At 67.2% G+C, this 22323-nt stretch carries 26 protein-coding genes and 1 tRNA gene; 18 read left to right on the forward strand and 9 right to left on the reverse strand.

What is annotated here, in order from left to right; genetic code table 11:
- Positions 1-15 precede the first annotated feature (15 nt).
- Positions 16-657 carry a gamma carbonic anhydrase family protein gene (locus ACGFI7_RS30915; RefSeq protein WP_393410695.1) on the reverse strand — a complete coding sequence of 214 codons (642 nt, stop codon included), beginning with the start codon at positions 655-657 and terminating at the stop codon, positions 16-18.
- Positions 658-815: 158 nt separating this feature from the next.
- Between ACGFI7_RS30915 and ACGFI7_RS30920 the strand changes: the two genes are divergently transcribed.
- Entirely contained in the window at positions 816-1301 is a 486-nt protein-coding gene (locus ACGFI7_RS30920) for a hypothetical protein (protein ID WP_393410697.1), read from the forward strand.
- A 313-nt stretch (positions 1302-1614) separates the two neighbouring features.
- Here ACGFI7_RS30920 and ACGFI7_RS30925 read toward each other — a convergent pair whose 3' ends face one another.
- Positions 1615-2046: a very short patch repair endonuclease gene (locus tag ACGFI7_RS30925; RefSeq protein WP_393411399.1), complete on the reverse strand. Its 432-nt coding sequence runs from the start codon at positions 2044-2046 to the stop codon at positions 1615-1617.
- Positions 2047-2381: 335 nt separating this feature from the next.
- Positions 2382-3659, reverse strand: coding sequence for a DNA cytosine methyltransferase (locus ACGFI7_RS30930; protein ID WP_393410699.1), 1278 nt, complete (start codon positions 3657-3659; stop codon positions 2382-2384).
- A gap of 226 nt (positions 3660-3885) precedes the next feature.
- Here ACGFI7_RS30930 and ACGFI7_RS30935 point away from each other — a divergent pair, with 226 nt between their 5' ends.
- Positions 3886-4767: a hypothetical protein gene (locus ACGFI7_RS30935; protein ID WP_393410701.1), complete on the forward strand. Its 882-nt coding sequence runs from the start codon at positions 3886-3888 to the stop codon at positions 4765-4767.
- 313 nt (positions 4768-5080) lie between these two features.
- Here the strand turns inward: ACGFI7_RS30935 and ACGFI7_RS30940 are convergent, their stop codons facing one another.
- Both ACGFI7_RS30940 and ACGFI7_RS30945 read right to left on the reverse strand, forming a co-directional pair.
- Positions 5081-5614, reverse strand: coding sequence for a flavoprotein (locus tag ACGFI7_RS30940; protein ID WP_393410703.1), 534 nt, complete (start codon positions 5612-5614; stop codon positions 5081-5083).
- Positions 5611-6990 (reverse strand): helix-turn-helix domain-containing protein, encoded by a 1380-nt coding sequence (locus ACGFI7_RS30945; protein ID WP_393410705.1) that lies wholly within the window; start codon positions 6988-6990, stop codon positions 5611-5613. The genes ACGFI7_RS30940 and ACGFI7_RS30945 overlap by 4 nt, the downstream gene beginning before the upstream one ends.
- Before the next feature lie 349 nt (positions 6991-7339).
- Here ACGFI7_RS30945 and ACGFI7_RS30950 point away from each other — a divergent pair, with 349 nt between their 5' ends.
- From ACGFI7_RS30950 to ACGFI7_RS30995, 10 genes are all read left to right on the forward strand, one after another.
- Positions 7340-7621: a hypothetical protein gene (locus tag ACGFI7_RS30950; protein WP_393410707.1), complete on the forward strand. Its 282-nt coding sequence runs from the start codon at positions 7340-7342 to the stop codon at positions 7619-7621.
- Positions 7622-7868: 247 nt separating this feature from the next.
- Positions 7869-8600, forward strand: coding sequence for a GntR family transcriptional regulator (locus tag ACGFI7_RS30955; RefSeq protein WP_393410709.1), 732 nt, complete (start codon positions 7869-7871; stop codon positions 8598-8600).
- A 205-nt stretch (positions 8601-8805) separates the two neighbouring features.
- Positions 8806-9225: a plasmid replication, integration and excision activator gene (locus ACGFI7_RS30960; protein WP_271278413.1), complete on the forward strand. Its 420-nt coding sequence runs from the start codon at positions 8806-8808 to the stop codon at positions 9223-9225.
- Positions 9225-9491 (forward strand): hypothetical protein, encoded by a 267-nt coding sequence (locus ACGFI7_RS30965; protein WP_393410712.1) that lies wholly within the window; start codon positions 9225-9227, stop codon positions 9489-9491. The genes ACGFI7_RS30960 and ACGFI7_RS30965 overlap by 1 nt, the downstream gene beginning before the upstream one ends.
- Entirely contained in the window at positions 9488-9802 is a 315-nt protein-coding gene (locus tag ACGFI7_RS30970) for a hypothetical protein (RefSeq protein WP_393410714.1), read from the forward strand. The genes ACGFI7_RS30965 and ACGFI7_RS30970 overlap by 4 nt, the downstream gene beginning before the upstream one ends.
- Positions 9803-9890: 88 nt before the next feature.
- Positions 9891-11318 carry an FtsK/SpoIIIE domain-containing protein gene (locus tag ACGFI7_RS30975; protein WP_393410716.1) on the forward strand — a complete coding sequence of 476 codons (1428 nt, stop codon included), beginning with the start codon at positions 9891-9893 and terminating at the stop codon, positions 11316-11318.
- Positions 11315-11518: a hypothetical protein gene (locus tag ACGFI7_RS30980; RefSeq protein WP_393410718.1), complete on the forward strand. Its 204-nt coding sequence runs from the start codon at positions 11315-11317 to the stop codon at positions 11516-11518. The genes ACGFI7_RS30975 and ACGFI7_RS30980 overlap by 4 nt, the downstream gene beginning before the upstream one ends.
- Positions 11515-13122, forward strand: a complete 1608-nt coding sequence (locus ACGFI7_RS30985; RefSeq protein ID WP_393410720.1) for a replication initiator — start codon at positions 11515-11517, stop codon at positions 13120-13122. The genes ACGFI7_RS30980 and ACGFI7_RS30985 overlap by 4 nt, the downstream gene beginning before the upstream one ends.
- On the forward strand, positions 13122-13313 hold the full coding sequence (locus tag ACGFI7_RS30990) for a helix-turn-helix domain-containing protein (RefSeq protein ID WP_393410722.1): 192 nt from the start codon (positions 13122-13124) through the stop codon (positions 13311-13313). Before ACGFI7_RS30985 ends, ACGFI7_RS30990 begins: the two co-directional genes overlap by 1 nt.
- Positions 13313-14662 carry a tyrosine-type recombinase/integrase gene (locus ACGFI7_RS30995; protein WP_393410724.1) on the forward strand — a complete coding sequence of 450 codons (1350 nt, stop codon included), beginning with the start codon at positions 13313-13315 and terminating at the stop codon, positions 14660-14662. The genes ACGFI7_RS30990 and ACGFI7_RS30995 overlap by 1 nt, the downstream gene beginning before the upstream one ends.
- An 88-nt stretch (positions 14663-14750) precedes the next feature.
- Here ACGFI7_RS30995 and ACGFI7_RS31000 read toward each other — a convergent pair.
- A tRNA-Ser gene (locus ACGFI7_RS31000) sits at positions 14751-14840 on the reverse strand.
- 166 nt (positions 14841-15006) lie between these two features.
- The gene (locus ACGFI7_RS31005; protein WP_393410726.1) at positions 15007-15570 is read right to left on the reverse strand and encodes a YceI family protein; all 564 of its coding nucleotides are present in this window, start codon (positions 15568-15570) and stop codon (positions 15007-15009) included.
- 98 nt (positions 15571-15668) lie between these two features.
- Here ACGFI7_RS31005 and ACGFI7_RS31010 point away from each other — a divergent pair, with 98 nt between their 5' ends.
- Positions 15669-16157: a MarR family winged helix-turn-helix transcriptional regulator gene (locus tag ACGFI7_RS31010; protein ID WP_393410728.1), complete on the forward strand. Its 489-nt coding sequence runs from the start codon at positions 15669-15671 to the stop codon at positions 16155-16157.
- Here ACGFI7_RS31010 and ACGFI7_RS31015 read toward each other — a convergent pair.
- Positions 16120-16623, reverse strand: a complete 504-nt coding sequence (locus ACGFI7_RS31015; protein WP_393410730.1) for a SigE family RNA polymerase sigma factor — start codon at positions 16621-16623, stop codon at positions 16120-16122. The two genes, ACGFI7_RS31010 and ACGFI7_RS31015, sit on opposite strands and share 38 nt — an antisense overlap.
- A gap of 200 nt (positions 16624-16823) precedes the next feature.
- On the opposite strand from ACGFI7_RS31015, the gene ACGFI7_RS31020 reads away from it, so the two are divergent.
- Together ACGFI7_RS31020 and ACGFI7_RS31025 are read left to right on the forward strand one after the other, a co-directional pair.
- Positions 16824-17765 carry a hypothetical protein gene (locus ACGFI7_RS31020; protein WP_393410732.1) on the forward strand — a complete coding sequence of 314 codons (942 nt, stop codon included), beginning with the start codon at positions 16824-16826 and terminating at the stop codon, positions 17763-17765.
- A gap of 5 nt (positions 17766-17770) precedes the next feature.
- Complete coding sequence (locus ACGFI7_RS31025; protein ID WP_393410734.1) at positions 17771-18562, forward strand: MauE/DoxX family redox-associated membrane protein; 792 nt, start codon at positions 17771-17773, stop codon at positions 18560-18562.
- Between the two features lie 103 nt (positions 18563-18665).
- Here ACGFI7_RS31025 and ACGFI7_RS31030 read toward each other — a convergent pair whose 3' ends face one another.
- Positions 18666-19847 (reverse strand): AAA family ATPase, encoded by a 1182-nt coding sequence (locus ACGFI7_RS31030; RefSeq protein WP_393410736.1) that lies wholly within the window; start codon positions 19845-19847, stop codon positions 18666-18668.
- A 234-nt stretch (positions 19848-20081) separates the two neighbouring features.
- Here ACGFI7_RS31030 and ACGFI7_RS31035 point away from each other — a divergent pair, with 234 nt between their 5' ends.
- The 3 genes from ACGFI7_RS31035 to ACGFI7_RS31045 are packed head-to-tail and all read left to right on the forward strand — an operon-like array spanning position 20082 to position 22299.
- On the forward strand, positions 20082-20570 hold the full coding sequence (locus ACGFI7_RS31035; protein ID WP_393410738.1) for a SigE family RNA polymerase sigma factor: 489 nt from the start codon (positions 20082-20084) through the stop codon (positions 20568-20570).
- A complete protein-coding gene (locus tag ACGFI7_RS31040; protein ID WP_393410740.1) occupies positions 20549-21829 on the forward strand; it encodes a hypothetical protein in 1281 nt (426 codons plus the stop codon). Before ACGFI7_RS31035 ends, ACGFI7_RS31040 begins: the two co-directional genes overlap by 22 nt.
- 11 nt (positions 21830-21840) lie before the next feature.
- Positions 21841-22299 carry a MaoC family dehydratase gene (locus tag ACGFI7_RS31045; protein WP_393410742.1) on the forward strand — a complete coding sequence of 153 codons (459 nt, stop codon included), beginning with the start codon at positions 21841-21843 and terminating at the stop codon, positions 22297-22299.
- Positions 22300-22323 lie beyond the last annotated feature (24 nt).

Consider the following 22323-nt stretch of genomic DNA (forward strand, 5'->3'; position numbering starts at 1 on the left):
CCGGTGCGGCGTGAGCTAGTCGGGCTTCAGCACCTTGTCGTCCGCGTGCGCGCCGAACTCGGCGACGCGCACCTCCGCGATGTGCTCGTACCGGCTGATCCGGTCGGTCCACTCCGCGTCGACGCCGAAGGCCACCTGCGCGAAGCCCACCTGTCTGATGGCCTCGGCGAGATCCGGATCGCCGGGGGCCAGCAGCCACACCGGCGCGTCCAGCGCCACGGTGTGCGGCGGCACGAAGAACTCGTCCGGCACGACAGTGCGCGCATGGACGAGCGCGCCGACGGCGACGACCGAGCCGGCCCCCAACCGGGCGCACTGCAGGACCGTCGCCGCGGTCGCCACATAGGAGCACCTGCCGACCTCGCACCCCAGCAGCGTGGCCTGCGGCCCCACGAAGACGTGGTCGCCGACGAGCACCGGCTGATCGCCCGCGACCGCGGACCCGCGCAGCACGGCGTTCTCGCAGATCACCGCCGCCTCCCCGACCTCGATCCGGGACCCCTCGGCATCGAGCACCGCACCGTACATCACCCGCGCCCTCGGCCCCACGCGCACATCACCCACGAGCGTGGCCGTCGGGGCGACATAGGCGGTGGGATGGACCTGCGGTTCATGCCCGCGGTGCCGGATGCGGATTCCCCGCGCTGCAGCGATCACCAGCGGATTCTCACCGGCCGGCCGCGAGCACGCTGGCGGATTTCAGACATTGCTGCCGAGGACAGGGATTTCCCTGGGCTGTCCCCTGGTGTGAGAAGTCCAGGCGCAAGGCAGCCTGTGGTCACACGCATCACTGCGGTCCAGGAGGAGGGAAGACCGTGATGGAATCGTCAGCTGGTGATCTGTTCGCGGTGCCCGCATGGTGGGACCCGAAAGCACGGAGGATGATCTTCAATCCCACGACGATCGTCATGGGCATGCTGGTGATGGACGCCACCTCCATCGCTTACGCAAGCGAAGATGGGCTGGTCTTCGAGGCGACCCGCGATGAGCTCGATGTGACCTGGCTCCCCGTCCGATCGGGATGCGACATCAGGATCTCGGGACGCTCTTTTCGCCTGTACTTCGGCTCTCCTGTGGAAGGCGCGCCACAGATCCCGGCCCAGGAAAGCGAGCTCGCGGTCATGGTCGGACACCTGGAGGGAACAGCGGTGGCCGCGGAGGCGGTAGGCGGCACGGTGGGGGACGTGGCTGACTTCGCCGGTGGATTGGTGGGGCCGGTGTTCAAGGCGTACTCGGCAATCGGCGATCTGAGGGACGCCCGCAAGCGATTCACCGCCGTACGGACGCGACTCGGAGGATAGGGGTTCCTCCTGTCCTGTAGGAGCACGATCCCTGCGGGAGGTGGGACCCGTCCGAGCATCGAGAAAGCCCTTCCCGGGTGACTCGGGAAGGGCTTTCGAAGGGCGGAGGATCGGGGATTTGAACCCCGGATGGGCGGTAAACCCAAACCGCATTAGCAGCTCGGAGCCTGACTGTTCCAGGCCGTTCAACGTGGACCAACGCGGCTGGATGGACGCCCTGGAACTTGGTGGTACCGCGCGGAACTGCAACCCAAACTGCAACCCGTACCGAGCGCTCCGTCGTGCGACAGAACCGCACCTCTGAGCGCAAGGCCTAACGGCTCCGAACGGCCTCTTCTATCCGCGAGGCAGCTTCGACCGGGTCCTCGTGCTCCCAGACTCTGATGACAAGCCAACCGGCCGCTTCGAGCTTGGCGTCCGTGTCACGGTCCCGGATTCTGTTCTTTTCGATCTTTTCGTTCCAGAACTCGTCATTGCGCTGAGCTGGCCGGTAATGCTCTGCGCAGCCATGCCAATAGCAGCCGTCTGAGAACACCGCCACTTTTGCTCTCGGGAACACGACGTCCGCTCGTCTCCGTAGCCCCTCGACCGGGGGCGTGTCCACGCGGTAACGGAGACCGAGCGCGTGGATCGCTGACCTGAGGGCGAGTTCGGGCTTGGTGTCGCGGCTGCGGTTGGCCTTCATGACCTTCCGTGAAGCGGGGGTGCTGGCCCATGAGTCCTCTGCTAGCTCCGGAACGATCAATCGCTCTTGCTCGAACGCAAGGCGCCATGCGGCCGCTAGATTGCGGGCACGAGTCGTCTCAGTGACCTCACCGAGATAGGCCGTCCCGGTCTTGCCTCTGTCGGACCAGCGAAGGTAGGCCCGGATCCGGCGGGTGTTCGGAAGCAGTTTGAGCTCTACGGACGCCAACGCCTGCCGGCCTTCTCCGAGACGGATGTAACGCCGATCGCGTCCGCCAGCCGCACGATCTTGTTCTGCGGTCCGGGCGGAACGGCTGAGGCCGGGCTTGCCTTTCCACGCTCGGTCGGGCGGTGGCTTATCCTTCCACCGCATGGGCTCGGCGACAGACGAGTCAATCATGTCGATGCTTCGGCCTCGTCCAGGACCGTCGCGACCGCGCGGGCGAAGACCTGGCCAAGAAGAACGGGCACGGCGTTACCGAGCTGCCGCATCTTCTCCCCACGAGGCCCCGCAAGAACCCAGTCGTCGGGGAAGGTCATCACCCGAGCGGTTTCGCGGACGGTCATGTATCGGTGCTCGTCATTATCAAGAAGCATCACGGACTCGCCTCCCGGGACTCCGTGGACACCAGCCTTGACGGTCTTGGCTGGTCGATCCAGTTCGTTTGGTGTATGTCCGGGATAAATTCGAGCGCCCGGCCAGCCGATGTGATCCGTGAAGCCGCCCAGGTGGTACTCTTCGCGGTCGAGTTTCTCGATCGGAGGCAGAGGACGTTGTCCGTCGATGCCCTTGATCGCGTCGCGGAGAGTGCGCCACGGTCGGAGACGTTCTCCATCGAGCAACGGCAGCGGGCGCTGTGGAATCCGCGCCATCACTCGCTCGCGAACCCTCTTCGGTACTTCCGGGTGTCGTTCCCAGTACGAGCCGTTTCGCATGTCATCGTGAAGGCTCTCCTCAGAAAACTGTGGTCGCACCAGCTGCTCGAACCGATCCCAGTCAACCCCAAGGTCCCGTCGGAACGCGATCATGATCACACGGTTCCTGATCTGTGGGACGCCGTAGTCAGCCGCGTTTACGGGGTAATGCCTCACATCGTACCGCTCGTGATCATCTATTGTGGCTGTCTCGAGGAGGTGGCGCAAAACCTCATCGTGATCCTGCCATCCACTATCTTCCGTTCGCACTTCGAATGGAAGGGACAGCTCGCGCTTGATGTATTCGAAGTAGGGCATGAACGATGGACGCAGGAGCCCCCGCACATTCTCGCAAATGACCGCCTTGGGCTCCATTTGTCTGATCGCCTTGAACATGTGTGGAAAACCGTTGCGCTTATCCTCGTCGCCCTTCGCCACGCCTCCGAGGCTGAAGGGTTGGCATGGTGGCCCGCCAGCGAGAACGTCCACGCGGCCTTTGAGGTACTCGAAGTCAACCTCGGCGACGTCCCCCACGAGTAGCGGGGGGTTCTCGCCTGGTTCCGGTATGGGCGGTGTAACGCCCACCTCATACGGATGGGCCTTGTTCGCCTCCAGCGTCTCGCAGGCACGCTTGTTGAACTCGTTGAACAGGAGGGGTCTGAAGCCAGCGCTGGCGACCGCCATGGCTAGGCCGCCACCGCCCGCGAAGAGCTCCACGCTCGTACGGTCCTTCGGGGCGTGATTCGACTGTTCAACCATGGCGAAAGCGTACCGCGGAGTTAGCGATCTTGCACCCCCATCGCTGGGGTCTCTTCGAACGCACGTGCAAACACGCACCCTTCGGTCGCACCAGACAAAGTGATCTAGGACACCTCGCCAGTACCTAGACTTGCGAGAGTCGATCGAGACGTGGCTGAGTACGACAGTGGGAGTGGCACATGAGGACGGACGGCAACAAGGCCCCAGACCTTGCAGGGCGTCCCACATGAGTGGGCAGTTCAGTGATGGGTTTCGCCTCAGCATCACCAAGGCGCTGAGTACGCAGCTCTACGCGGCCCTTGAGGCACTCGAACCGGCACCTCTGACCATGAGAAACCTGGACGCTCTCAATGATCAGGCCGCCAAGCTTGGCTTGGACAGTCTGGCGGGGGTGTATCAGCTCTACCGCCAGAGGCCGGGTGGACACGAACTCACCTACGTCGGCAAGGCCGACCAGCCCCTGCCCAAACGTCTAGGCGAGCACCTCTTCAAGCTGTCGGGAAGGGTGGGCATCTCGATCGATGAGATCTCGTTCAAGTGCCTCTTCGTGGAAGAGGACCTGTCCGCCGTCTCTCCGGAAAAGATGCTCATCAAAAGGCATCAGGAGACCAGCACCATCGTCTGGAACAACCGGGGTTTCGGCATCAATGATCCAGGACGGAACCGAGACGGGACCGTCCTCAAGAACACTCATTTCGATCTTGAGTATCGCATCGACCTCGGCCGAGAGGTCTCCGGCCTTCGGGCGGGCTCTCAGTCTCTAAGCGATTTACTTCAAACGGTCAAGTCGGGGGTCCCCTACACCTTCCGCTATCAGCGCTCTGCCAGCTTCAAGGACAAGCAGGTCGTCGTCCCCCACGCGAACATGAGTGTGGACGAGGTCTTCCGGCTCATCGCCGAGCACCTGGACGAGGCATGGAAGATCAGCGCCCTCGTGGGCTGGACGATCATGTATCCGGACAACACTCGTAGTTATCCCAGCGCTTTTCGTTACTACCGATCCGACGGCACCGTGGCGGACGCTATCCCCCGGACGAAGCAGACCGAAGAAGGCGACGTGGGTGATCAAGACAACGGGGACGGTGAGGGTGAGAGCGCGCTGTTCTGACGCGCGCTCCACTTGACGGACCGCCACGATCTTGTTCGGTGAGCCGTGCTGAGGGACGAAGCACGGATCGTCGATCGCCCCCAGCCATTAACGACGGCCAGCCATGCCGTGGCGATCGTAGGGCCGCATCTGTGCGGCGGCGTGGCAACCCCGGTTGGCGCGTTCGGTTGGTACGGCGGGGCCGGCGTGCGGTGCCCGGCCCGGTGTCCCGCCGCCGTCCGGGACCGGCCTCCAGGCCGCACGCCCGGACGGCGGGCGGGCGGAGGGCCGGGGGTACGGCGGCGCGCCGCGCCGCCGCTTGATCCATAAGAGATTAATTCGGCAAGTTCTCCAAGGTCAGCGACCACGGATAGTTCTCAATGCGTTCCGCTCCGGAGCTTGGCGGGTGTGGCTCGAACTGGCCGGGGCCGAGCAGGACACGTACGCCTTCGGCTCGGAGCTGGTCGACGCTGCGTTGGAAGGGGGCGCGTGCTGCCAGGGCGGTGTTGACGAAGGGCAGGATGACGACGGGGATGCCGAGACCTGGGGCTTCGGACAGGACGCCGAGTGCGTAAGTGTCGGCGATGCCTTGGGCGAACTTGTTGATCGTGTTGTACGTGGCCGGGGCGACGATGATGGCGTCGGCACGGGGCGATTTGGGCTCGTGCGGTTTGCGGTACTGGCTTCGGACGGGGCGGCCGGTCCGCTTCTCCAGTTCGGCAGTGTCGATGAAGTCGAGTGCCGACGGGGTGGCGATGATCTGGACGGTCCAGCCGGCGTCTTGGGCGAGGGTGACGAGGCGCCCGACGTCGGGGGCTGGTCCTGCGGCGCAGACGATGATGTACAGGACTTGGCCGGGTTGGGTCACGCGATGACTCCCAGGGTTGCCGCGTAGTCGCGGGCTTCGCGGCGGACGCTGATCGGGGCGGTTGCCAGGATGTCACGTACCAGCCGGAGGGCCGCGGGGCGGCCGGAGATCTCCTCTGGGGCGATCTCGCCTGCGGCGCGCAGGATGTGTAGGGCCTTGTCGTGTCGGTTCCACATGAGGAAGGCGCGGGAGGTGTCGAGCAGGAGGGTCGCCTTGCGTTCGTTGATGGGGAGCTGGTCCAGGTCGACTTGGCGGGCGTAGTCGATGGCGGTGCCCGCGTCGCCGAACCGGAGGGCGACGTTGATCCGGTGGCACAGGACGTTGTTCGGGCCGAACGCGGTCCACATGTGGTTGGCGTCTTGACCGAGCCGACTGCCGGCCTCGGCTGCCTCGTCCAGGAGTTCGGCAGTGTTGTGACGGCTGCCCGTGTCCGCGGCTGCGATGGCTCCGCGGAGCAGCAGAGATCCGTAGATCGACAGATCATTGGGGGTGGGCTCGGTGAGGTCGGCCGCCATGCGTTCGGCCGCGGTGCGGGCCGCGCCGGTGGCCGCGTGGTGATGGCCGCCGTCCATCAGGGCGTGGGTGATGATGCGAGAGCTTGAGCCGATCATGAGCGGGTTCTGGCTGGCGTGGGCGGCTTGGACGCTGCGGTCGGCTGCGAGCCAGGCCAGGCCCTTGTCTTCCTGTTTGAGCAGGATGGAGGCGGTGACGTGGTACGCCTCGGCGGACAGCGCTTGTGCCCGTAGGCGCTCGTCCCCCTCCAAGAAGGCGCAGGCGGCGCGAAGTTCGTGGAGAAGAGCGGGGAGTTTCGCGGTCACCTCGGTGTACCGGCATGCCTGGTAGTTGCGTTTGGCGACGGCGACCGCTTTGGCCAGGGAATCGAGGCTGGCGGGTCCTTTGGCGGGGCTGGCGTAGTCGATCAGCACGGCGGCTAGCTTCTCGATGTCCGTGTCCGCGCCCTGAGCTGGTTTTCCGAGTACGGCGCTGAAGAGGGCGGCCCCGGTGAGACCGACGAATTCACGGCGTCGTACGTCTCTTTCTTCGCCACCAAGCTCGGGGAGAGTTACAGCGCGCGGCGCATTGCTGATGCTATCGACCGTTGTGACGGGCTTTTCAGGAGTACGTCCGCGTCTGGTGGGGGCGAAGCCTAGGTCTTCGGGGTCAAGGTGCGTGACCTCGGCCAGAGCCAGTCGGTATGGCTCCCGTGGCCAGGTGACCTCTCCGGCTTCCCACCGGCGTATCCGTTCCTCGTCGCAGCTCAGGCGGTGCTTGATCCCGCTCTTGCTGAGGTTGACCATTTTGGCCATTTCGGCACGAGTCAAACCGGCCTGCTGTCGCCAGTTCCGAAGTCGCTCATTAGGTGCGGCGTCGGGCATATCTGGCCTTCTTTCCGAGCGGAGATCGAAAAGGGGTTATGAGGGGGGCCTATCGGCGGGTCCCCTCATTCTGCTTTGCCGGTGGACTTGCCATCAACCAACAAGGTAAGCGAAGCGGGCTTCCGCCGCAGGGAGCACCGAAAACGACTCGCGAGGAGATGGCGACGGTGACCCGGCCAGACGAGAACTGCGAGACCAGCCCCTGTCCCGCGTGCCGTGGGCGTGGTTACAAGCTCAAGAGCTCGCGCCACGCTCTCCTGATCGGCGTCGGCGGGGAGGAGGCGGAACGGATGGGAGAGCGGACGTGTCTCGACTGCCTCGCAAGCGGCCAGGCCGGAGGGAACGGGAAATGAATTCGATCACGCAAGCGGTCTTGCACGGCTTCGGGCAGATGGACGAGGCGAACGCCCTGATCCGGCTGCGTGACCGGCTCGTGAGCCGGGGCGTCAACGCCGAACTGCGGGACAACAACTGCGCGCTCATGGTGCACAAGCGGGAGCCGGGTCTGCCGGTGTGGGTGTTCGTCGGATACGGCGGCGCCTACTACTCCTGGCAGAGCGCCGAGAAGCGGCATCCGATCGATGATGTCGAGGGGGCGGCGGACGTCTTGGCGGAGTACGTCGCCAAGTAGCAGACGGGCGCGGCAAGGTGGTGTCAGCCCTGTTCGGAGGGGATCGGGGCCGGTCCTTCCCAACCTTGCCGTGTCTCATCGCCCGACAGGCAGTCCAGCCCATACTCATAGGAGGGTGCCCCCGTTCCCTCCGTCGGCTGCCTGTCGGGTGTTCTCCTGCACCCCTGTGGAAAGTGTGGACGAGTGGGCTGAGCCCAGGTTACGCTCAAACTTGGTAAAACAACCTGTCGGGTGTTGGACGGTCAAAATGTCGCTAGAGTCCGTGCCGCCGAAGTATGCACAGCTTGTGCAGGCCCTTCAGCGGCGTATCGAGTCGGGAACCTATCCGCCCGGTTCTCTCCTCCCAAGCGAACACCAGCTCATCCGAGAGTTCAGCGTGTCCCGGCCTACCGTGGTCGCCGCGCTGCGAGTGCTGCGCGAACAGGGGTGGATCGAGTCTCAGCAGGGCAAGGGCCGTTTCGTACGCGGACGTCCCGCGATGGCGGCCGTGGAGCCCAACCGTCCGGGACAGGCTTACCTGACCAACCCGGAGACCGACGCCCCCGGTGAGTTGATCGAGGCCGGGGCCGTCGCGCTGCCCAATCGGGTGGCGGTGTTGCTGGACGCTCAGCCCAAGAGCAAGGCGTTTCTGCGTCGTCGACTGGTGATCCGTGATGGCGAGCCAACTGGGCAAGTGTCGCTCTGGTTGCCTCTGGAGTTGTCGGAGGGGACCGACCTGACGAGTGGTGAGCCGTTGCGGGAGGGCATCCGTGAGCATCTGAGGTCCCGCAAGGGCGTGCGCTTCGATCACATAGTGGAGCAGATCACCGCACGCATGCCCACCACCCAAGAGGCCAAGCAACTCGGCATGCCCAAGAATGTGCCGCTTCTCGCTGTGTTCGGCGCCGTCCGAGACGCCTCCGGCCGGCCCTTGGTCGTGGTTGAGGTACTACTCCCGGCGGACCGGCACGAGTTGGAAGACGCCTACCCGGTTTCGTAACTCACGTACTTGGCACGGTGGGCCGGCTGGCTGATGCCTTCCGGCCCCCAGGGTTTCGAGCTGCCCGCGTAGAACCTGCACCTGCCGCATTGGTAAGAGGTTCGTCACTTCAGCCGGGTCACTTGACGTAGCAAGTTTAAGCCTCTTACTCTCAGAGCATCACTTGATAGGTCAAGTGTCAGTCAGTCAAGAGAGGAGAGCCGTTATGGCTCTGCAAGGCCCCATCCCCGTCACCTACGCCATGGTCTTCCCACACGGCTGCTACGTCGTCGGCACGGTCGAACCCGTCAAGGACTTCGACGCCTCGACCAACGGCCGCTTCGTGCAGGCCCGCGACAAGCAGACCGGAGAGCTGGTCTGGCAGGTCGCGGTCATGGACGGTGACCCGACCCTCAAGCCCGCCCAGAAGACGGTAGCGGTCAAGATCCTGGCCCCGGTTCAGCCGGTGCCGCCCGCCCCGATCCAGGGGCTTCCGTTCACACCCGTCGAGTTCGACGGCATCACGGTCACGCCGTACGTCAACGGCAACGGCCGGCTCGCCTACTCGATCAAAGTCCGCGAAATGCGGGCTCCCCACCAGACCACCCAGCCCGCCCAGGGCAAGGCCGGAAAGGACGCCGCCTGATGACCCGACGCCGTACCCCGCGCAACAGCGTGATCCGGCTGACTACCGGACACGCCGCCCGCACCCTCAACCACCCGTTCACCCGCCGTGAGCCCGTCCTGGCGCTCGACTTCGGTGCCACCTCCGTCCTGGTCACCACCAGCGGACCCGTGACCAAGGATGACCTGGACTTCGCCCGCCAGCTCGCCCGCGAGGCCCACCGCTTCGCCCGCTCGCTGGAGCGCAGCTTCCACGGCCTGCTCGACGGACAGGGGGTCGCGGCGTGAACGAGCACCGGCCCTACACCTACCTCACCTGCTCCCTAAGACCGGAGTCCACGCCGCACCTCGGCGTCTCCTTCTACACACCGGACCTGCGGGTCCGCGCCGGAATCCTGCTCAGCAACCCGCGCCCGTACCTGGAGTTCAGCTCCGACGAAGCGCACGTCCACATCTCCACCACCGGAGCCGGGTCGGTCACCGACGCCGATCTGACCCTGGCCCGCGAGATCTTCAACGCCGCCGCTCGCTACCTGGCCGATTGCGAGTGCCTGCACGCCGAGCAGGCCGACAAGGACGCCACCGACCCGGCGGCCTGACACATGAGGCGGGGCCGCTGGAAGCGGCAACTTCCGGCGGCCCCTCGGTTCTCCCACGACTTGCTCAATCACGAGAGGTTCCCAGCTTATGTTCAAGCGGCTGCCTGGCGACGAGGCGCGTAACCTCGTCTCCACCACGCCCGACACGGCCGTTGTCTTCCGTCCGGCCGTGGTCACCACTCCTGCCATCCTCACCATCGTCATCCTCGCCGGGCGCATGCTCGCCGGGCTCGTCCGTACGGTCTGGCGTCACCCCATCGCGGCCGCCGTCCCGGTGGCCTTCGGCGCTCTCTGGTACGTCTACGGCTGGCCGTTGGCGGCCTCTCTGTCCGGGACAGTCGTTCTGGCCCTGATCTCGTGGGCGTTCCTCGACCGCCCGTCCTTCGCCCGCCTGGTCGGCTACCGGCTGCTGGCCTGGTGGCGACTCGTCTGGATCTACCGCCGTCACTGGCAACCCGTCATGATCGTCTCCGGTCTCGGCCGCCACGTACGGGGCCGCGACTACCTGCCCATCCTCGGCAAGGTCACCTGCACCTCGTGGGCCGACCTGGTCACCGTGCGCATGCTCAAGGGCCAAGCGGTCAAGGACTGGTCCGATCGCCTCGACCACCTGGCCCAGGGCTTCGGTGCGAAGTCGTGCCGGGTGGCGCTGTCCCGGGCCGGTCGGCTGACGCTGACCTTCCCACGCAGCGATCCACTCGCCTCGCCCCTGTCCGCGCTCGCCGTACCGGAGGAGCCGACCGTGGGACCGGTCGAGATCGGCCGGGGTGAGGACGGGCAGCCGTGGCGGCTCAAGGTGCACGGCACGCATGTCCTCGTCGCGGGTGCGACCGGGGCCGGCAAGGGGTCGATCATCTGGTCCGTCATCCGCTCCCTCCTCCCCGCCGTCCGTGCCGGACTGGTCGAGCTGTGGGCTCTGGACCCCAAGCTGATGGAGCTGTCCTACGGGCGCGCCCTGTTCGGCCCCCGGTACGCGGCGACTCCGGAAGAGTGCGCCGACCTGCTGGAGGAGGCAGTCTGCGTCATGCAGAAGCGTGCGGCTCGTTTCGCCGGTCTCCAGCGCTCCCACATACCCACCATCGATGATCCGTTCATCCTGGTCGTGGTGGACGAGGTGGCGTTCCTGACCGCCTACCAGTCGGACCGGCAGCTCCGGCAGCGCGTCTCCGCCGCACTGGCCACGCTGACCACGCAAGGCCGCGCGGTGGGCGTCGGCGTCCTGGCCGCGCTTCAGGACCCGCGCAAAGAGGTCATGAACATCCGCAACCTGTTCCCCGACAAGATCGCCCTGCGGCTGGACGAGTCGGAACAGGTGGACATGGTCCTCGGCGACGGTGCACGTGATCGCGGCGCGCTCGCCGACCACATCTCACCGGTTCCGGAGCTGGGCGCGGGCGTCGGCTACGTCCGGCTGGAAGCCAGCCCCGAACCTGTCCGGGTCCGCGCCGCCTACGTCTCCGATCACGACATCCGCGCCATGGTCGACGCCTACGCGCCGCATGGGGAGGCCGCGTGAAAATCTGCTTTCACGGCACCGCCGACGAAATCAGCCTGGTCGCAGGCCGTCCGCTGCTGGTCCTGCTGACCGCCCGTGACCTGCCACGAATGCGAGTCTTCGAGCTCCACCACCCCCGCATCCACGCCTACTCCGCCCAAAAGCACTACCGGCTCTGCGCCGCGATGACCGAGACCACCGACGAAGGGAGTACCGCATGACCCATCCGCACGACCGTGCACTGCCCCGGGCCGTCCGCCAGGCCATGCCGATGGCCCGGGACGTGCTCGTAGAGGTCGCCAAGCAGCACGGGGTCTGCATCAGCCCCATCCCGCTGCGGCGACTCGACATCGTCACTGGCAAATCCGAGATCATCGATGTACCGTGCGGCTCCACCCTGGACAGCAAGTGTCCATCCTGCGCCAAGCGCAATCGCCAGCTCCGCATGGCTCAATGCCGCGAGGGCTGGCACCTCGACGCCGAACCGGCCATCACGCCGGACGACCCGAACGAGGAACAGCGCTGGCTGGTCGAGTTCCGCGCCGATATGCAGGCCAAGCGCGACGCCGCCGAGCAGGCTGGCGACGACACGACCGACCTGGACGCTGTCCTGTCCGGCCTGGATGACGAGATCAACGCCGCAGGTATGCGGGGCAGCGTCACTGGATCCGCGGTTCCCAAGCGCACCCGATCGACCCGGCGGCGGCAGGATGCCCCGGACCTTCCCAAGCGGAAGATGGCCAACACGACGCTCGGCCGGACGTTCACCAGCCCGGACGGCAAGGTCTACCGGCCGTCGCTGTTCGTCACGCTCACTCTGCCCAGCTACGGCAAGGTCCGCGACGGCGTACCACTCGACCCCGACGCCTACGACTACCGGCGCGCCGCTCGGGACGCGCTGCACTTCTCCAAGCTCGTGGACCGCTTCGTGCAGAACCTTCGCCGGGTCGCGGGCTATGACGTGCAGTACTTCGCGGCTGTGGAGCCTCAGAAGCGGCTCGCCCCGCACCTGCACATGGCCATCCGGGGCACCCTCCCGCGTGCGGAGATCAAGCAGATAGCCGCGGCCACCTATCACCAGGTGTGGTGGCCACCGGCTGACGAGGTGCGCTTCGACGGTGACCACCTGCCCGTCTGGGACGAGCAGGCCGGCTACCTCGACCCGACCACCGGCGAGGTCCTGCCCACCTGGGACGAGGCCCTCGACGCCCTGGACGAGGACGCCGAACCTCTCCACGTGCTGCGCTTCGGCGAACAGGTGGACGTGCAAGGTGTCCTCGCCGGAACCCCGGACGCCGACCAGTGCATCCGGTACCTGTCCAAGTACCTGACCAAGTCCATCGGCGAGAGCCTCGACGGAGGCCAGGCCCAGCGCGACCATGCCGCCCGCATGGTCGATGCCCTGCGGTACGAGCCCTGCTCGCCGACCTGCCCGAACTGGCTCCGCTACGGCGTCCAGCCCAAGAACGCCAAGGCCGGGATGGCTCCCGGCCGGTGCCGCTCCAAGGCGCACAAGCCCGAACACCTCGGCTACGCCGGGCGTCGCGTCCTGGTGTCCCGTAAGTGGAGCAACAAGACCCTCGCCGAGCACAGGCAGGACCGCCGCACCTGGGTCATGGAGGCCCTCGGCCAGGCCGACGAACCGACCGAGTCACACCGCTACATCTGGCGGCCCGTCCCGGCCGGAGACGCCAACGTGCCTCCCCTCGCCGTACGTCTCCTGCGCACCGTGGCCGAACGCCAACGCTGGCGAGCACACCTCAGAGACCTGGAGGCCAGAGCCACCGGACAAGATCATTCGGCAACTCGGGAGGAGGCGGCCTGATGGATCCCTTGTTCTACCGCCCCAAGGACGCGGCGGCTGTCCTCGGTATGAGCCGCACGGCCGTGTTCCGGCTGATCAAGTCGGGTGAACTCCGATCGATCAAGCACAACGGCTATCGGCTGATCCCGGCCGCCGCTCTCGTGGACTACGCCCACGCCCTTGAGGCTCAGGCGTCCATGGAGGTGGCGTGATGACCGGTAGAAAGCCGAACGGCCGCTCGTCCATCTTCCTCGGCAAGGACGGCCTGTGGCACGGCTGGGTGACGGTCGGCATCAAGCCGGATGGGTCGCCTGATCGCCGCCACCGCAAGGGCAAGACTGAGGCGGAGGTGACGCGCAAGGTTCGTGACTTGGAGAACCAGCGAGAGTCAGGCCGGGTGAGCAAGGCGGGCCGCGCTCCGACCGTCGCCGAGTGGATGGCGGAGTTCCTCGACGTGATCTGTGAGCGCCTGGTCCTCTCGGACAAGATGGCGCCTCGCACGCTGACGGACTACCGATCCAAGACAAGGAATTGGATCGTGCCGCTCCTCGGGAAGCACCGCCTGGACCGGCTCACGCCCGAGCACCTCGATACCGCGTACACGACGATGCTGGAAGAGGGCCTCTCCTCCAGCAGCGTGCTCAAGGTACACCGGATCTTGTCCCGTGCTCTCACGATCGCCGTTCGGCGGGGCCGCATCGCTCGCAATGTGGCCACGCTGGTCGACGCTCCGTCCGCCACCACGACGGAGATCGAACCGCTGACCGGGGAAGAGGCACGGCGCATCCTCGACATCGCCAAGACCAAGAGGAACGGCGCGCGGTGGTCGGTCGCCCTCGCTCTCGGCATTCGTCAGGGCGAGGCTCTTGGACTCCGCTGGTCGTACATCAACCTGGAAACCGGAGAGGTGCGGGCGTGGTTCCAGATCCAGCGGTCAGAATGGCAGCACGGCTGCGGCGATCCGCACGCCTGCGGAGAGAAGTGGCACCGCAAGGCGTGCAGGAAGAATTGCAAGGAACACCGGCACGAAAGCGACTGCACGCCAACGTGTAAGAAGCGTGCTCACCGCTGCTGCAAGCGCCCCTGCCCGAAGGACTGCACGAGCCACGCCGACAAGTGCCCGAAGCGCACCGGCGGAGGTCTCGTCTTTCGGCAGCGCAAGGGCAAGAGCAGGCTCACGCTCCAGTGCCCTCCGGCTCTTCTCGCCCTCCTACGCGCACACAAGAAGCTCCAGGCCGCGGAACGGCTTAGGGCTGGAGACAGGTGGACCGATCACGATCTGGTCTTCACAACGAAGCTCGGCGGCCCGATCGAGCGTACGGAGGATTGGAAGCAGTGGAAGTCCATGCTCAAGCAGGCCGGCGTTCGGGACGCAAGGGTCCACGACGCGAGGCACACCGCGGCGACCCTGTTGATAGAGCAGGGCGTCCACATCCGCGTCGTACAGGAGATTCTCGGCCACACTCGGGTCACCACCACCGAGCGCTACACCCACGTGGCGACCCTCCAGATGAAGGACGCCAGCGAACGCATGGGTGCCGCCCTCTGGGGATCACCCTGAGGCCAACTGCAACCCAAACTGCAACCCTGACGCCTACAGAGATCAAAAAGGCCCTCTCCCCGTACTTGGGAAAAGGGCCTTTGACGTGCGGAGGATCGGGGATTTGAACCCCGGATGGGCGGTAAACCCAAACCGCATTAGCAGTGCGGCGCCATAGACCTGACTAGGCGAATCCTCCTGGTAGCCGGGTGGCCAGGGTTAGCGTACCGGCCTTCGGCCCAGGCGGCAAAGCGATTGCCCTGCGTGCCACCGGCAAGTCATCCACAGCCTGTGGGTAACGGGCTGTGGAAAAGGGCCCGCCCCTGGTGGGGGGCGGGCTCAAGGCTGTGGATAACTGTGGATCGTCAGGCGGCCGGGTTGGCCTCGCCCTCGATCTCGATCTTGACGGTCTTGCCGACCAGGACGCCGCCGGTCTCCAGGGCCTGGTTCCAGGTCAGGCCGAAGTCCTCGCGGTCGAACTCGGTGGTGATCGAGAAGCCCCACACGGGCTGGCCCCACGGGTTGGTGCCGGCGCCGCCGTACTCGACCTTGAGCTCGACTTCCTTGGTGATGTCGCGGATGGTGAGGTCGCCGACCACGGTGAACTCGTCGCCGCCGGCCGCCACGACGCTCTTGCTCTTGAAGGTGATCTCGGGGAACTTCTCTACGGACAGGAAGTCGTCGCTGCGCAGGTGGCCGTCACGGTCGGCGACGCCGGTGCTGATGCTCTCGGTCTTGATCGTGAGCTCGGCGGCCGACTGGAGGAGGTCCTCGGCAACCGTGATGGTGCCGGAGAAGTCGGAGAAGTTGCCGCGGACCTTGCTGACCATCATGTGCTTGACGACGAACCCGAGGGTGGTGTGGGCGACGTCGAGGGCGTAGGTGCCCGGGGTGGGGATGGTCAGGCCGTTCCAGGTACGAGTGGTCATCAGAGTTCCCTCAGGAAGAGTGTTTGTTGTGCGGACAGTTGCGACAACAAACATCTACACGAGGAATATTCCCGTCGTCAACTAACGTCATCTACAGTATGGACGTGACCAACATGAACGACCCCCGGCTGACGGCCATAGGGCTGCTGTCGGAGGTGTACGCGGGACTGACGGCCCGGATGCAACCGGTGTTCAACGCCGCCGGGCTGTCGGAGATCGACTTCGAGACGCTGATCAGGCTCGGTCGTTCGCCCCGGCACGCGCTGCGCATGACCGACCTGGCCGCTCAGACCGGCCTGTCCACCAGTGGGGTGACCCGCGTCGTCGACCGTTTGGAACGTGACGGCCTGGTCATCCGCGAGGCGTGTGCCACCGATCGCCGCGCCTCGTACGCCACCCTCACCCCGGCCGGGCTCGACAAGCTGGACGAGGTGCTGCCCCAGCATCTGGCCGACGTCGACGAGGTGTTCACCGGCCTGCTCGGCTCGGACGAGCTGGAGGCGTTCCTGACCACGCTCCGCAAGATCAGGAGCGTCGTGCGGCCGTGTGCTACAGCGGGTGCCGAAGTGACGTCAGTTCGGTCCTGAGCTTGGCCATCGCCCGCGACACCGTGCTCTTCACCGTGCCCACGCTGATGCCCAGTCTCGTGGCGATCTCCGGCTCGGTCATGTCCTCGTAGTAACGCAGCACGATCGCGGCACGCATGCGGTCGGGCAGCCCCTGGAGCGCCTGCTCCAGCCGCTCGTGCACCTCGCCGCAGGCCGCCTCTGCCGCGCAGGCCACCTCGGGCAGCTCGTCCGAGGGGTATTCTTCCAGCTTCCGCCGTCGCCACTGCGAGATGTTGATGTTGACCATGGCTCGCCGCACGTACCCGTCTAGTGCGGCCCTGTCCTGGATGCGGTCCCAGGCCAGATATGTCTTGGTCAGCGCGCTCTGCAGCAGATCCTCCGCGTCGAGCGGGTGTCCGGTGAGCTGTTTGGCGGCACGGAGCAGCGCCGGACCGCGCGCTCGCACGTACGCACGGAACTCCTCTTCCACCCCGGCCGTCTGCATTGTGGTCAGAATCGCAGGCCAGAGGGCCGATCAGGCTGAACCGCAATTCAGGTTTCGGCCCACCGACGATAAAGATCCGTCAAGAGCGGTGGCGGATTGTTCGACGCCGGATGTCATCTCCTTCACCGGGGGATGCGTATTTTGCTCTTGTCTGCGGCATACGGCGCGACCTCTCATCCGGCCGTGTGACCCTATTAGCCATGGCGTATCCGAGCGTTGACCGCCGGCGGGTGCTGGCCGCCGCCGTGCTGGGCCGCGAGCCGGGAGTCCCCGGGCCGGGACCCGAGGGTGAGCCGATCCGCGCGGTCACCGGCCAGATCCGCGACGTCAGCCCGCACCTCATCCTCGTCGAGACACCCGAGGGCACGGGAGAGCGGCTGGTCATCGCGCCGTGGGCGAAGGCCTGGCACGGCGGCGACGTCGCGCCCGCCGACCTGCCCGTCGGGGCCAGGGTCGTCATGCGTACGCGCGAGGGCCGCGTCGTCGAGCACATCTGGGCCGACACGATCCGCGTCACCGGCACGATCGTGGCCGTCGAAGGCCGCAAGGACGTGTCCGTCGAGCTCGACTGCGGGCCGCACCGGGGCCGCCGGACCATCCTCATCCCGTACCGCGCCACCGGCCGGCTACGGGTGCGCCATCCCCAGTTCGAGCCGGGCTACCTGTTCGACGCGATCGGGGTCAGGAAGGACGGGACGACGCTGGCCATGCTGCCCGCCACCTCCCAGCCCGGGTATCCGGCCCGGTCGGTCCCGGCGCCGCCGCCCTCCTACGGCGGCACGACCGCCCGCATCTCCGGCACCGTCACCTGGGCCGACGCCTTCGACGAGGACGAGCGGGGCGCGGCCTACCCCATGGTGGAGCGGTCGGACGCCGGCTGCCCGGACGCCGGGGTGTCGTGCGCGGGCCTGCCGTACCTCGCGATCGGGTCGCTGCTGCAGGTGCACAACGTGTGCACCGGCCGCTCGGCGAACGTGCCGATCGTCGCGTGCGGCTGCGTGGCCGGGCGCTTCTGCGACCGCTGCGTCGAGTGCGACACCTCGCCGCGCGGCCGCATCGCCGAACTGTCGCCGCTCACGTACGTGGAACTCGGCGGAGACTTGGTCAAGGGCTGTTTCAACGCGCAGATCGGATTGGGGTGAGGGACGTGCTGGCATCGCAGCTGCCGGTCCTGATCGTCCTGCTGTGCCTCGGCACGGCGGCGAAGGTCATGGTCATACGGTCCGGCAGGGAGCCGAACGCGCTGGCCAACCTCGGACCGGCCGTGCTGGTGCCCGGCAGGTTCCGGGTCCCGGCGCTGCTCGTGTGCGCCGCCGGTGAGCTGGTGCTCGCGGGCGGGCTGCTGCTCACCACGCACCCGATCTTCCGCTGGGCGACGGTCGCGTTCTTCGCCATGTCCACGTACGTGCTGCTGGAGCTGCGCAGGCGCCGGCCGGACGCGGGATGCGGGTGCTTCGGCGAGGTCAGCTCGGCTCCGGTCGGCGTACGGTCGATCGCCAGGACCATGGTGCTGACCGGCATGGCCGGGCTCACGGTGTGGGCGCCGGTGCCCGGCTGGGTGGCGTTCACCCGGCCGTCGTGGGAGTTCGTGCTGGCCGGGCTGGTGCTGCTGGCCGTGCTCTCGCCCGAGATCGACGAGCTGATCGAGCGGGCCCGGCACCGGGCGCCGTGCGAGCAGCGCCGCGGGCCCGCCGAGGGGGTCGTGCTGGCGCGGCTGCGGGCGAGCGGCACCTGGCGCGCCCAACGGGCGCAGCTGGTCTCGCCCGAGCCCTACGACAGCTGGCGCGAGCTGTGCTGGCGGTTCTTCGTCTTCAAGAACCACGCGCAGGACGACGTGGTGTTCGCCGTCTTCATGGCCGGCCGCCGCCCCGCCGTGAGGATGGCGGTGGTGGAGGCGGACAGCGAGCCTCTGCCCTCGTATACGCCAGTATCGGCCTGACGCTAGAGAGGGCTAGATTTCCCTCGACGGGCATGACGATTTAACTCTATTGGGCTATCTAGCTTCCCCTCTAGACAACCCAATAGAGGACTAGGGGTGCCGTCTAGATGGGTTGGGCACGCAGGAACCTCCCGAAATGCGGCACGGTGAACGCGATCAGCCCGCGTTCGGCGCTGTAGATCAGACCCTTCTTGATCAGGCTGTCGCGGGCCGGAGACAGGCTCGACGGCTTGCGGCCCAGCGCCTCCGCCACCTCGGCGGTGGCCACGGGCTCGTCGCCGATCTCGGCCATGGCCCGCATGTAGTCGCGCTCGGCGGGGGTCGCGCGTTCGTAGCGGCTGCCGAAGAAGCCCACGGCCAGCTCCTCCTCGGCCTCGGGCGCCGAGACCCGGACGTCGTCGAGCGTGATCGGGCTGCGCGGCGCGAGGTCCCACGCGACCTTGCCGTAGGCCTGCACGAAGTAGGGATAGCCGTCGGCCGCGTCGTAGAGGGCGTCGAGCGCCTCCCGGGTGAACTCCACGTCCTCCTCGCGGGCCGGGAGGATGAGCGCCAGGTCGGCGGCCTCGCGGTCGAGCTTGTCGATGCGCGCGTAGCGGAACAGCCGCTCGGAATAGCTCTTGCTGGCCGACAGCACGCTCGGCAGATGCGGCAGCCCGGCCCCGACCACGATCAGCGGACCGCCGGTCTGGGACAGCTCGTGGCAGGCGGCGCACAGGGCGGAGATGTCGGCGGGCTGGACGTCCTGCATCTCGTCGATGAACAGCGCGATGCCCACGCCCAGGTCGGTCGCCACGCCGGCGGCGTCGACGAACAGCTCGGTGAGGTCGATCTCCAGGTCGCCGGAGTCTGCGCGGCCGCGAGCGGCCGGCACCTCGATGCCGGGGGACCAGTGGGACGTGCCCTTGGCCGCGGACGGGTCGCGCATCGCGAACGCCTTCAGCACGCCGAGGAACTCCTCGATGCGCTCGGGGGCGCGGTGGCGCGGCGCCAGCTCGCGGATCGCCATGTGGAGGGCGGCGGCGACGGGCCTGCGGATCGACTGCTCGGGCCTGGCCTCGATCTTGCCGGTGCCCCACAGCCGCTGGATGGCCATCGAACGGAACGTGTTGAGCAGCACGGTCTTGCCCACCCCGCGCAGGCCGGTGACGACCATGCTGCGCTCGGGCCGCCCGCGGGCCACCCGCTCCAGCACGACCTCGAACTGCTGCAGCTCACGGTCGCGCCCGGCGAGCTCCGGCGGACGCTGACCGGCTCCGGGGGCGTAGGGATTGCGCACAGGGTCCACGCTCTCCGACTTTATTGGGCCATATAGCGGCCGTCTTAGATTCGGGAAGAAAGTGCAACGGCGTGTCCGCGCAGGGGGCATTGCGAGCACTGTCACCGGACACACCCCCTCTCATCAGGCCGAACCTCTGTTCGATTGCCGCTGCTACGACTGTAGCGCGGACTCGAACACGTGGGCGATGATTTCAGGTAAAGATCTTCGCAACAGCCCGGCTTTCCCGTGCGTCATGGAAGTGTGGAGTTCGAGGAATTCGTCCGTGCCCGCGGGCCGGCCCTGCTGCGCTACGGCCACGTGCTCACCGGCAACGCCGACGACGCCGCCGATCTCGTACAGGAGTCGCTGCTCAAGCTGGGCGACGCCTGGCGGCGCGTACGCAACAAGGACAATCCTGAGGCGTACGTCCGCATGATCATGGCGCGCCAGCACGTGAGCTGGTGGCGCAGACGGCGGCGCGAGCAGCTGACCGGTGAGATCCCCGAGCGCGCCCACACGGACGCGCACTCCACCGGTGAGCTGTGGAAAGAGCTGGCCACGCTGCCCCGCAGACAGCGCACCGTGCTGGTGCTCCGCTACTACGAGGACCTGACAGACCAGGAGATCGCCGACATCCTCGGCATCTCCCGCGGAACCGTCCGCAGCCAGGCGTTCCGCGCGCTCAAAACACTCCGGGTACGACCGGCCGTCTTCGAAGGGAGGCACGGATGCGAACCGAGGAAGAGCTGACCACGGCTCTGCGCGAAGGCGCGTCGGGCGCGCCCGACATGGACCTGCTGGCGGGCGTCGCACGGCTGCGCAGCCGGCGCACCAGGCGGCGCGCCACGGCCCTCGCCGCCGCGGCGGTGATCACGGTGATCGCGGGCACGGCGGTGGCCAGGGGCTCCGGCCCCGACAGCAAAGACGGGCTGAGGCCCGCGGCAACCACCATGGTCACCATGACCCCGGCCACCGAGCAGGAGCCGCTGAGGCCCGCGGCCACCACCACGGTCACCATCACCCCGGCCACCGAGCAGGAGCCGCTGAGTCCCGACCAGGCGACGGTGACCGAACTGTGGCCGCAGGCGCTGTTCACGATGCCGGCAGCCAACGCCGACGGTTGGCGCTACCGCCCGGTCACCGCGCTCAACGCCACGGAGGTGCTGCTCGCCGCCGAGTCCTCGTTCGAGAAGGCCGGCACGTTCGAGATCTACGACAGCAAGACCAGGACGACCAGGGTGGTCACCCGGGTGCCCCAGGGCGAGGGCCTGAAGAAGTACTTCCCCCAGTCCGCGACCGTGGGTCCCGACGACGTCGCCTGGTCCGGCATCGGTCAGAGACCCGACGGCACCCGGGTACGCGAGATCTGGACGGCGCCGCTGGCCGGGGGCGAGGCCAGGCTCCTCGTCACCCGCACCGGCCGGGACGCCGACGTCGACGCGATCGCCATCGGCGACGGCCACGTGCTCTGGTCGGAGAGCGGCGGCGGCGTGTGGCGCGTCCCGCTCACAGGCGGCGAGCCGGAGCGCGTCCCCGGCGGCGACGACCTCCATCTGATCGCCTGGCCGTGGGCCTCCGATGTCGCGAAAGGTCCCGAGGCTATTGAGCGCAACCAGACCCGGCTGGTGAACCTCGCCGACGGCACGACCCGGGTCACGGCCGCGCCACCCGGCGTCCGCGGCTGGAGGTGCGGCCCCGTCTGGTGTCACGGTCACGACGACGACGGCGGACTGCTGATCCACCGCGCCGACGGCACGGACCCGCCGAGGCTGCGGAAGACCGGCGCCCCCGGGATGCACGCCTATCCAGCGCTCGACCGCTTCCTCGTCTCCTCCGGCGTGTACGACCTGGCCTCGGACAAGCTGGGCAGGCTCGACGGCTCAGGAAGCTGGTACGGCCGAGGCACCTCGTCCGAACCCACCACGGTCCTGTACTGGGGAACCACCCCCGATGACAAGCCGGACGAGTACCGGGTGCTCAACTTGGCAGCCGTCCCGCCCGCCCAATAGCGTTCGGCCTCATGCGGACCTTCGCGAACATCCAGGAGCTCAAGGACGGCGTCGGCGAGACGTTCGGCCCGACCGAGTGGCGCACGATCACCCAGGACCGGGTGGACACGTTCGCCGACGCCACCGACGACCACCAGTGGATCCACGTCGACGTCGAGCGGGCCAAGGAGGGCCCGTTCGGCGGCACGATCGCGCACGGCTACCTGAGCCTGTCGCTGCTGCCGTCGTTCATGTTCGAGCTGATCCGCGTCGACGGCATCCAGATGGGCGTCAACTTCGGACTCAACAAGGTCCGCTTCCCGCGCCCCGTCCCGGTCGGCTCGCGCGTCCGCGCCGTCGCCGAGCTGACCAGCGTCAAGGGCACCCCCGCGGGCTATCTCGCCGCGCTCAAGATGACGGTCGAGGTCGAGGGCGAACGCCGCCCCGCCTGCGTCGCCGAGACCCTCTCCCTGTACGTGCCCGCCGAGTGATGCAACAGGACCGCCCCTCCGGCG

Origin of the sequence: Nonomuraea sp. NPDC048826 (assembly GCF_043198225.1) — a bacterium.
Classification (GTDB): domain Bacteria; phylum Actinomycetota; class Actinomycetes; order Streptosporangiales; family Streptosporangiaceae; genus Nonomuraea.

Bases quoted from the DNA above. Each gene is read 5' to 3' on its own strand.
- ACGFI7_RS30990 (WP_393410722.1), top strand. From the start codon at position 13,122: ATGGATCCCTTGTTCTACCGCCCCAAGGACGCGGCGGCTGTCCTCGGT.
- ACGFI7_RS31015 (WP_393410730.1), bottom strand. From the start codon at position 16,623: ATGCAGACGGCCGGGGTGGAAGAGGAGTTCCGTGCGTACGTGCGAGCG.
- ACGFI7_RS30960 (WP_271278413.1), top strand. From the start codon at position 8,806: ATGGCTCTGCAAGGCCCCATCCCCGTCACCTACGCCATGGTCTTCCCA.
- ACGFI7_RS30995 (WP_393410724.1), top strand. From the start codon at position 13,313: ATGACCGGTAGAAAGCCGAACGGCCGCTCGTCCATCTTCCTCGGCAAG.
- ACGFI7_RS31005 (WP_393410726.1), bottom strand. From the start codon at position 15,570: ATGACCACTCGTACCTGGAACGGCCTGACCATCCCCACCCCGGGCACC.
- ACGFI7_RS30935 (WP_393410701.1), top strand. From the start codon at position 3,886: ATGAGTGGGCAGTTCAGTGATGGGTTTCGCCTCAGCATCACCAAGGCG.
- ACGFI7_RS30955 (WP_393410709.1), top strand. From the start codon at position 7,869: ATGTCGCTAGAGTCCGTGCCGCCGAAGTATGCACAGCTTGTGCAGGCC.
- ACGFI7_RS31010 (WP_393410728.1), top strand. From the start codon at position 15,669: ATGGACGTGACCAACATGAACGACCCCCGGCTGACGGCCATAGGGCTG.
- ACGFI7_RS31045 (WP_393410742.1), top strand. From the start codon at position 21,841: ATGCGGACCTTCGCGAACATCCAGGAGCTCAAGGACGGCGTCGGCGAG.
- ACGFI7_RS30965 (WP_393410712.1), top strand. From the start codon at position 9,225: ATGACCCGACGCCGTACCCCGCGCAACAGCGTGATCCGGCTGACTACC.
- ACGFI7_RS30975 (WP_393410716.1), top strand. From the start codon at position 9,891: ATGTTCAAGCGGCTGCCTGGCGACGAGGCGCGTAACCTCGTCTCCACC.
- ACGFI7_RS30950 (WP_393410707.1), top strand. From the start codon at position 7,340: ATGAATTCGATCACGCAAGCGGTCTTGCACGGCTTCGGGCAGATGGAC.
- ACGFI7_RS31040 (WP_393410740.1), top strand. From the start codon at position 20,549: ATGCGAACCGAGGAAGAGCTGACCACGGCTCTGCGCGAAGGCGCGTCG.
- ACGFI7_RS30930 (WP_393410699.1), bottom strand. From the start codon at position 3,659: ATGGTTGAACAGTCGAATCACGCCCCGAAGGACCGTACGAGCGTGGAG.
- ACGFI7_RS30985 (WP_393410720.1), top strand. From the start codon at position 11,515: ATGACCCATCCGCACGACCGTGCACTGCCCCGGGCCGTCCGCCAGGCC.
- ACGFI7_RS30945 (WP_393410705.1), bottom strand. From the start codon at position 6,990: ATGCCCGACGCCGCACCTAATGAGCGACTTCGGAACTGGCGACAGCAG.
- ACGFI7_RS31020 (WP_393410732.1), top strand. From the start codon at position 16,824: ATGGCGTATCCGAGCGTTGACCGCCGGCGGGTGCTGGCCGCCGCCGTG.